Below are 9,249 nucleotides of genomic sequence, written 5' to 3'. Positions count from 1 at the left end.
CCAGAACGCCGAGCAGTTCGCCCGCACGCGCCGGGTCGAACAGGTCCGGCTGGTAGGAGCCAAAAACCGGCGGCAGCGAACCTGCCACCTTCACGTCGCGGTCGGAGGCATCGGCGGCTTCGCGGGCAATCGTGCCGGAAAGGGCTGCAAGTTTGAGACCCTCGGCGGCAAAGCGCTCTTCGCCGATATGGAACGGCACCACGGCGTAGCTGTTGGTGGTGATGACGTCGGCACCGGCGGCAATATAACCGTCATGCACTTCACGCACGAATTGCGGGCCTTCGATCAAGGCAAGCGCCGACCACTCCGGCTGGCGGAACGGCGCGCCGACGCGCTCCAGCTCGCGGCCCATGCCGCCGTCGAGAATGATTGCCTTCTTGCTCATAATGTCGTGTCCTTTCAGAGATTATTCTGTGCCGTGCAGCTCTCTCGTCCGGCAATGATGCCATCGAGCCAGCCGGGTTCCATTTGCGGAACGGAAGCCAAGAGCTTGCCGGTATAGTCATCGAAGGGCGGCGTTAGCACACTGGCCTTCGGGCCATAGCGCACCACCTGTCCGCGATGCATGACTGCAATGCTGTCGGCAATGGCGCGCACGATGGCCAGATCGTGTGTCACAAAGAGATAGGATGTGCCGGTCTCGTTTTGCACCCTGCGCAAGAGATCTAGTATCCCTTCAGCCACTAGCGGATCGAGCGCCGAGGTCGGTTCGTCACAGAGCAACAGCTTTGGTCGTGCGGCAAGTGCACGCGCAATGCAGACGCGCTGCTTCTGGCCGCCGGAAAGCTCAGCCGGATAGCGCTCCAGAACGGCCTGCGGCAGCTCGATGCGATCCATCAGTTCGGCCACGGCCTTGCGCCGGTCTGCGCGCCCCATGCCGAAATAGAACTGCAACGGGCGTCCGACGATGTCGGCAATGGTGCGGCGGGGATTGAGCGCCAGATCGGGCAACTGGCTGATCATCTGGATATTGCGCAGCGTTTCCTTCGACCGGCCTTCAAGGCGCGGCGACAGGATTGCGCCATCGAAGTGAATCTCACCGGCGATTGGCGGCAGAAGCCCGCAAACCACACGCGCCAGCGTCGATTTGCCGGAACCGGACTCGCCGACAATGGCGAGCGTACGGCCCTTTTCCAGCTCCAGCGAGATATCGCTCAGAACCGGATTGGCCGGGTCATAGGCAGCGCTGATCTTGCTGACGGTCAGGAGCGGTTCGGCGGTGAGCGGCTTGCCTTCCACTTCCTTCTGGCGCACGGCAACCAGCTGGCGCGTATAATCTTCCTGCGGCGCATCGAATATCTGGCGGACGGACCCCTGTTCGACCATGCGGCCATGGCGCAGCACCATGATGTCGTCGGCGATCTGCGCAACGACCGCAAGGTCGTGCGAGATATAAAGCGCTGCCGTGCCGGTACTCTCGATCGCCTTCTTGATGGCGATGAGAACTTCGATCTGGGTGGTCACGTCGAGCGCCGTGGTCGGTTCGTCGAAAACCACCAGATCGGGCTTCGGGCAAAGCGCCATGGCGGTCATGGCGCGCTGCAACTGGCCGCCTGATACCTGATGCGGATAGCGCTCGCCAAAATGCTCCGGGTCGGGCAGGCCAAGCATGGCAAAGAGTTCTATAGCGCGCTTTCTGGCTTCCGCACGCTTCATCAGCCCGTGCCAGACCGTGGCTTCGATCACCTGATCGATCAGGCGATGGGCAGGGTTGAAGGCAGCGGCTGCCGATTGCGCCACATAGGCGACACGGCTGCCGCGCATGGCCTGCATGTCCTTGCGCGACAGCGACAGGATGTTGCTGCCGTCGAGCGTCACGGTCCCGCCAGTAATCTGCAAGCCGCCGCGTGCATGCCCAAGGGCTGCAAGACCGATGGTGGATTTTCCCGCGCCGGATTCGCCGATGAGACCAAGCACCCGGCCTTTGGCAAGGGTCAGGTCGACCTTATCGACGACAAGGCCATCATCGGAGCGGATTTCCAGAGCGGTGATTTTGAGCAGGGGTTCAACCATTATCCTGCGCACCTCGCTTCAGGCTCGATGTGCGCTGCAAGACCCAATCGACGACGAAATTGACGCTGATCGCCAGTGCCGCAATCGTGCCGCCGGGAATGAGCGCGGCGAAGACGCCGAACATCAGCCCGTCCTTGTTGTCTTTCACCAGACTGCCCCAGTCGGCCACTGGCGGCTGCACGCCAAGCCCAAGGAAAGACAGGGTGGAAAGAAACAGAATTGCAAAGACGAAGCGCAGCCCGAATTCGGCCAGCAGTGGCGACAATGCATTGGGCAGAATTTCGTTGAAGATGATCCAGCCTTTGCTCTCGCCGCGCAACCGCGCGATTTCCACATAGTCCAGCACCACCACATCCGAAGCGATGGCACGGCTGACGCGGAAAACGCGGGTCGCTTCCAGCACGGCCATCACGGCGATGAGCACGAACACGCTTTTCGGCAGAACGGCGAGTACCACCAGCGCGAAAATCAGCGTCGGGATCGCCATCAGCAGATCGTTGGTGCGCGACAAAAGCTGGTCCGGCCAGCCTTTGGAGAGCGCAGCAAGAAAGCCGAGCGGCACGCCGATTGCAAAGGCCACGATGGTCGAGGCGGCGGCAATCGACAGCGTTAGCCGCGTGCCCCAGATAACGCGGGACAGAAGGTCGCGACCAATATTGTCGGTGCCGAGAAGAGCTTGCGGCGAGGGGCCTTGCCAGACAGCGCCCACCACTTCCGAAATTGGATGCGGTGCCAGAAAATCTGCGAAAATGGCGACGAACAGGAAGAAGGCGATGCCGCCGAAACCGATGATCGCCAACAGCGGCGAAGACTGTTTGCGCTTTTTCATCGCGGGTGCCTCAGCCGTGGATTGGTCAGGATCACAATAACATCGGCGATGATGTTGAGGCCGATATAGACGGCGGCAAAGATCAGGCCACAGGCCTGCACCACCGGCACGTCACGCTTGGCAACGTGATCGACCATATATTGCCCCATTCCAGGATAAACGAAGATGACCTCGACCACCACGACGCCAACCACCAGATAGGCTAGGTTCAGCGCAATGACATTGATGACCGGCGACAGCGCATTGGGCAAAGCGTGTTTCAAAAGAATGCGCCAGCGCGGCAGGCCTTTCAGCTGCGCAGTCTCGATATAGGGCGACGACATGACGGACAAAAGCGAGGCGCGCGTCATCCGCACCATATGGCCGGTCACGGCGATCACCAGCGTCATGCAGGGCAGGGCAACAGCCGTCAGACGCTGCCAGCCGCTCATCGACGACGTGACGAGCGCGCTTGATGGCAGCAGGCCGAGCGAGATCGCCAGATAGGCGATCAGAATATAGGCTACGAAGAATTCCGGCAGCGATATGGTGGCAAGCGTTGCCACGGCAATGCCCCGGTCGATCACCGTTCCGGCATAGAGAACGGAAATCACGCCGAGCAGCAGCGCCAGCGGTATCGCGAACAGCGCCGACATGGCAGCAAGATAGAGCGTGTTCGACAGGCGCGGCGCGATGCTTTTGGCAATGTCCTGCCGGTTGGAATAGCTGCGGCCGAGATCGCCTTGCACGGCATTGACCAGCCATTCGGAGTAACGCTGGATCGCCGGTCGCTCAAGGCCGAGTTCCTTGCGGATGTTTTCGACGGCCTGCGGGGTTGCCTGCTGGCCGAGCATGGCGGTTGCCACGTCGCCGGGCAGGATCTGCGTGCCCGCGAAAATGACCACTGAAATCGCCCAGAGCAACACGATACCGAGCAATACGCGCCGCACGATCAGCCCGAGAAGCGAGTTGCCGCGCAGAAAGCCACCGGAGCGTTTGCGTGAGGAAGGCCTATAGGCTCCCGCGACGGCGGCTTGCGCGTCGATATCGGGTCGCTCTGTCGGCATGTCTGTCATTCGTGGCTCAGTGTTGGGGCGTCGTTCTGCCCCGGAGAAAAGCTTGCGGCAAAAGGGGTCGCCCGGTTTTGGGACCTGCAACGTGTTAATGGTTCGCTGCGCCGCTGCCAAGCCCTGTTTGGGCTTCATTCTTATTTTCTATAAGTTTGCTTCCGGTTCGGAATGCGCCTCGAAGACGGGGAGGGCCTAAAAAGTAAAAATCCCGGACGAAGCCGGGATTTTGAGAATTGCCTTGCTGGAAACTGGAGCGGGCGAAGGGATTCGAACCCTCGACCCCAACCTTGGCAAGGTTGTGCTCTACCCCTGAGCTACACCCGCTCGCGCCAGTTTCGACTTGAAAGCGCTTCCGAAGGAAGTCGTTTCCGTCAGGCAGGCGGTATATGAACCAACGCATTGCAGATTGCAACAGGCAAAACGAGCCTTTCGATGGAAAATTTTTCATCGCTGTGGATGAACGAAATCATGCTCCCAAACGGTGAGCGCCGAGGCGCGAAAAGCTGATTACCGATGCAAACAGCGCAAAGCCCGAAGCGATGAACAGGATATAGGGCGAGCCTTCCACGCCCCATTGCGCCAGCAGGAACGCCACGAAGGCAGCCCCCAGCGACTGGCCGAGCAGACGAGCGGTGCCGAGCATGCCGCTTGCAGCGCCGGAGCGCGCACGCGGCGTCGAGGTGATCATCATGCGGTTGTTCGGCGCTTGGAACAGACCGAAGCCGATGCCGCAAATGGCCATGCGCCAGCAAATATCGGCAATCGTCGGATGGGCGGGCAACATGCCGACCAGCGCCAGCCCGGCAGCAAAAGTGATGAGGCCGAGCAGCCCGAGTATCGCCGGGGAATATTTGTCGGAAAGCTTGCCGGATAAAGGCGCGACCAATGCCAGCGCAATCGGCCATGGCATCATCAGAAAGCCCACCTCAATCGGCTTGAAGCCGAACACGGTCTGAAACAGGAACGGCAGCGAGATGAAGGCCATCATCTGCGCGAGGAACGACATGATCGACGTGCAGATCGAGAGCGTGAACACCGGAATGCGCAACAGATCGAGCGGCAGCAGCGGGTCTATGGTACGCAGCGAGCGGCGTGTCAGCAAAATGCCCGCCACGAGACAGGCCACGGCCTGCAGCACGACGACAGTTTGACTGACCTCGTTGCCAGCACTGTCGATGGTCGTGATCAGAAGGCCGATGGTCAGGGCGCTGAGGATGGCGCTGACGACATCGAACTTGCGCGCCGAGCGCTCATTTTCCGGCAGGGTTCGTAAGCCCATCGCGACCGCTGCGATGCCGAGCGGAATATTGATGACGAAGAGCCACGGCCAGGTCAGCGAGGACAGGATGACGCCTGCGAGCGTTGGCCCGATGGTCGAAGAAACCGCGACAAAGAGGGCGTTGAGGCCGATGGCCGTACCGAATTTGGCCTGCGGAACGGTATAACGCAACAGCGCGGTATTGACGCTCATCAGCCCCGCCGCGCCCAATCCTTGCACGATGCGCGCGAGGGTCAGCGTTTCCAGAGAGCGCGCGAAGACGCAAGCCACCGATGCGACGGTGAACAGTGTCACGCCCGCCAGATAGATGCGGCGATAGCCGTAGATTTCGCCAAGCGCTGCCAGCGGCAACAGGCTGATGACGATGGCGAGCTGATAGCCGTTGACGATCCAGATCGAGGCTGCGGGTCCGGCGGAAAAATCGGCGGCGATTGTCGGCAAGGCGACATTGGCAATGGTGCCGTCGATAACGGCAAGCGTCAAACCGACCATCAAGGTAGCCCATGCCCAATAGATTCTCGGCTTGGGCAATCCGTCCGGTGCGACGGACGTGCCTTGCTTGATGACGGTTTCGTGCTTCATGTCATTGACCAGTCTGAGGGATGGCGCCAACCTTAACCCGAAAGGGAAGGTGAGCAAGCTCTCTAACCCAAAAATGCCCGCCGAACATCGTTTTTGCCCGATAAATTGATTGGGTAACGCTATTGTGTGCCATTCGCTGGCGAAACCGGCAGGTTCATCACCCGCGCATAATGGCGGGGATTGAAGCTCAGATAGAGCGGGCAGATCGCCGCGACCAGAACAAGGTGCAGGATCCAGCCGGAAGCAAAGCCGCCGGTGATACTATGAAGAAGCGCGGTTGCGACGGGTCCAAGTGCTGCAATCAGAAAACCGCCGCCTTGCATCATGGCGGCCAAAGCGCCTGCTTCCTCCGGTTTCGGCAAATGGTCCAGCGAGGTGATCATCGCAAGCGCGAAGCTGCCGCCGAGGCCGGCACCACAGATCGCCGACCACAAGACCGGCGAGATGTCCGGCGCAAAGGCAAGCCCGGCAAATCCCACAACCTGCATCAAAAGGCTGAAAAGCAGCCATGGGCGGCGGTCGGTGCTGCGTCGTGCAAGCATGGGCAGGGCGAGGGCGCTCAGAGCCTGCGCAATCGCCATGGTCGCGACAAGGCTGCCCGTCGCCGAGGCTTCAAGCCCGAGTGTCTGATAATAAGGTGCAAGCCATGCGACCATTGAGGAATAGCCGGCATTGACGAGGCCGAATGCGGCCATCAGCGCCCATGTGCGCGGACGCCGTAAAAGCGTAGCTGTAATGCCCGACTTCTGGCCTGCTGCTTTCGTTGTGCTTGGGGCCTCTTTCAGGATCGGCACGGCAGCGATCAAGGCGAGCACGGCAGGTATCGCCAACAAAGAGAGCGCATAGCGCCAATTGTGGGCGGCACCGGCAAACCATGGCGCCAATCGCGCACCCAGTGCACCCCCGCCCATGATGGTTGCGGAGTAAAGCCCGGTGATCGTGGCGATGGACGATGGAAATCTGGCCTTGATGAGACCGGGCATCAGCGCCTGTATCATGGCAACGCCAGCGCCGCAGAGAATGGCTGTGAATATCAGCGACAGGCCGTCCGGCACGATGCCGCGCAGCGCCGATCCGGCTGCGAGGATTGCGAGTGCTGCGAACATGCTTCGGCGCGTACCGAAAAGCGACTGGATGCGCGGCGTGACAAATGCGCCAAGCCCCATCAGCAGCATCGGCAGAAAAGTCAGGAGTGAAAGCGCACCGAACCCCATGCCGGTATCAGCGGCAATATCTGACAGAACCGGCCCCGGTCCCGTCAGGAAAGGCCGCAGGTTGAAACCGATCAGCGCGACGAGCGCGACAAGGGCAATGGGTGCGGTCCGGTTACCGCCGGTGCTGGCAGGGTTGCTGGGCATGATGAGACTTTACTGGGTGTCTGTCCGGTCCTGCCATGCGCGCAGCAGGCGTTCGCCTTCTTCCGACGGGCAATGTTCAAAGCGGATACCGGTCTGCGCGCTGACGGGCTTGGCCAGTTCAGCAGCGATTTTTGCGGTGGAAAGGCCATAGGATTCGGCCTGTTCGTTGGAATTGGCGAACAGGATTTTGTCCACGCCTGCCATGCGCATGGCGGCATAGCACATGGGGCAGGGCTGGCCACTGGTATAGACGGCGCAGCCGTCGAGACGTGGCGATTGCAGGGCCTTGCCCGCCGCGCGCAGCGCCAGCAATTCGGCATGGGCCGTTGGGTCGCAATCGGCCTGCATGCGGTTGACGCCGGTGGCAATGACGTCGCCGTCCTTGACCACCACGGCGCCGAACGGGCGTCCGCCCTGATCGACATTGTCGAATGCCAGCGCTATGGCCTGATCGAGAAAGATCCGGTCGGTGTTCATTTCGCACCTGCCTTTTCGAGAAGGGCGACCACCGGTGCATAGCCGCGCTGGCGCGCATGCTGCAATGGCGTCACGCCGTCCTTGTCGGCGATGTTTACATCGGCACCGGCATCGATCAACTGCTTGACGATTTCGACATGGCGCTCGCCGCCATCGGCCAGAATGATAGCCTCCAGCAAGGCGGTCCAATGGAGATTGTTGACGTGATCGACTTTCACGCCCGCCGCAATCAGCGTGCGCACCGTCTCGACATGGCCACGTTCGGCTGCTGGGATGAGCGCCGTTCCGCCATAGCGGTTGGTGCTTGTCAGGTCGGCACCGTGCGCCAGTGTCAGTTTCAGGATTTCCAGATGGCCGCGCGCACCCGCATATAGATAGGGGCTGTCATGGATCGCGTCCTTGGCATTCACATTCGCGCCCGCCTCGATCAAAGCGCGTGCGACATCGATGTGATTGGCATGGGTGGCGGCGAGCAGGGCCGTTTCGCCATTCTTGCCGCGCGCTTCAAGATCGGCTCCGGCCTTGATGGCGGCCTTTACGGCGGCGAGGTTGCCGGCGCTGGCTGCTTCGATAAGACCGGTTTCGGTTTGTGCGATGGCCTGATGGCCGGGCAAGGTGGGTTCGCTCATGACAATGGCTCCTGCAATCAATGCCAAGGCACTCAAGCTGAATAATGTTCGGCGCATTTACGGCTCCCTTGGTTGATTGTTTTCATACAGCTTGCCCGTTCTATTTGAAAATTAAATGTTGAACTGATATCCAGTGGATTTATGAATACTATCTTCAATCTCGATCTGATGCGGGCCTTTGTGGCTGTCGTCGATAGTCGCAGCTTCACGGTTGCGGCGCAGCAATTGCATTCGACGCAATCGACCATCAGCCAGAAGATATTGCGGCTGGAAGAGGCGGCGGGGCAGGCGCTGCTGGAGCGCGCACGCCGCGATGTGCGACCCACCGATGCCGGGGAAAAGTTGCTCGGTTATGCGCGGCGCATGCTGCATCTCCATGACGAAGCCGCTGCCGCCATGACCGGCAGCGCGCTTGCAACAGTGTTTCGTCTGGGACTACCGGAAGATTTCGCATCGCGACTGGTCACGCCTGCCCTGGCGGCTTTCATGCGCGAGCATCCGAACATCAAGCTGGAAGTGACGAGCGGTCTCAGCCGCGACTTGCAGAAGGGTTTTGAAACGGGTGATTTCGATCTCGTCATGGTCAAGCGGAAGCGCGGCGAGACGGCAGGCAAAATGCGCTGGCCCGAACCTTTGACCTGGCTGGAGAGTGCGGACTTTCCGGTGTCTTCAATGTCGCGGCTTGAGCCGCTGCCGCTAGTCGCCTTTCCGCCGAACGGGCTTTATCGCAGCGACATGATGGAGGCGCTCGACCGGATCGGCAGACCGTGGCATGTGGTGTTCACCAGCTCCAGTCTGGTGAGCATTCAAAGTGCTGTGGCGGAGGGGCTTGGCGTCAGCCTGTTGCCGATGCGCGTTATGCTGCCCGCCCACCGCGCCGTGCCGGAGCTTGCGGGCCTGCCTGCGGTCGAACCGATGGAAATCGTCATCCGGCACATGGATCACGGCCCCGAACAAATCCGGCAACTGGCAGGGATACTAGCCGAAACCGTCGAAAACTGATGATGACCGTTTGAAGAAAACGACCGGGCGT

At 60.7% G+C, this 9,249-nt stretch carries 9 protein-coding genes and 1 tRNA gene; 1 reads left to right on the top strand and 9 read right to left on the bottom strand.

Features of this window, described 5'->3' with window-relative positions; all coding sequences use genetic code 11:
* The 9 genes from FIC94_RS20180 to FIC94_RS20140 all read right to left on the bottom strand — a co-directional run.
* The coding region (locus tag FIC94_RS20180) for a homocysteine S-methyltransferase family protein (RefSeq protein ID WP_180918074.1) at window positions 1-385 on the bottom strand (385 nt) is incomplete at its 3' end.
* Between the two features lie 14 nt (window positions 386-399).
* The gene (locus tag FIC94_RS20175; protein WP_140026187.1) at window positions 400-2,013 is read right to left on the bottom strand and encodes an ABC transporter ATP-binding protein; all 1,614 of its coding nucleotides are present in this window, start codon (window positions 2,011-2,013) and stop codon (window positions 400-402) included.
* On the bottom strand, window positions 2,006-2,842 hold the full coding sequence (locus tag FIC94_RS20170; protein WP_140026186.1) for an ABC transporter permease: 837 nt from the start codon (window positions 2,840-2,842) through the stop codon (window positions 2,006-2,008). Before FIC94_RS20170 ends, FIC94_RS20175 begins: the two co-directional genes overlap by 8 nt.
* Complete coding sequence (locus tag FIC94_RS20165; protein WP_140026193.1) at window positions 2,839-3,888, bottom strand: ABC transporter permease; 1,050 nt, start codon at window positions 3,886-3,888, stop codon at window positions 2,839-2,841. The genes FIC94_RS20170 and FIC94_RS20165 overlap by 4 nt, the downstream gene beginning before the upstream one ends.
* Before the next feature lie 252 nt (window positions 3,889-4,140).
* A tRNA-Gly gene (locus FIC94_RS20160) sits at window positions 4,141-4,215 on the bottom strand.
* Window positions 4,216-4,357: 142 nt separating this feature from the next.
* Entirely contained in the window at window positions 4,358-5,752 is a 1,395-nt protein-coding gene (locus tag FIC94_RS20155) for an MFS transporter (RefSeq protein WP_140026185.1), read from the bottom strand.
* Between the two features lie 119 nt (window positions 5,753-5,871).
* Window positions 5,872-7,110, bottom strand: a complete 1,239-nt coding sequence (locus FIC94_RS20150; protein ID WP_180918072.1) for a cyanate transporter — start codon at window positions 7,108-7,110, stop codon at window positions 5,872-5,874.
* Between the two features lie 9 nt (window positions 7,111-7,119).
* A complete protein-coding gene (locus FIC94_RS20145; protein ID WP_140026183.1) occupies window positions 7,120-7,587 on the bottom strand; it encodes a nucleoside deaminase in 468 nt (155 codons plus the stop codon).
* Entirely contained in the window at window positions 7,584-8,216 is a 633-nt protein-coding gene (locus tag FIC94_RS20140) for an ankyrin repeat domain-containing protein (protein ID WP_235892077.1), read from the bottom strand. The genes FIC94_RS20145 and FIC94_RS20140 overlap by 4 nt, the downstream gene beginning before the upstream one ends.
* A gap of 141 nt (window positions 8,217-8,357) precedes the next feature.
* On the opposite strand from FIC94_RS20140, the gene FIC94_RS20135 reads away from it, so the two are divergent.
* Complete coding sequence (locus FIC94_RS20135; RefSeq protein WP_140026181.1) at window positions 8,358-9,218, top strand: LysR family transcriptional regulator; 861 nt, start codon at window positions 8,358-8,360, stop codon at window positions 9,216-9,218.
* The last annotated feature ends 31 nt before the right edge of the window (window positions 9,219-9,249 follow it).

This window comes from Ochrobactrum teleogrylli (assembly GCF_006376685.1).
Classification (GTDB): Bacteria; Pseudomonadota; Alphaproteobacteria; order Rhizobiales; family Rhizobiaceae; genus Brucella; species Brucella teleogrylli.
The sequence above is the reverse complement of the archived record's forward strand: the minus strand, read 5'-3'. Positions and strand labels throughout refer to the sequence as shown.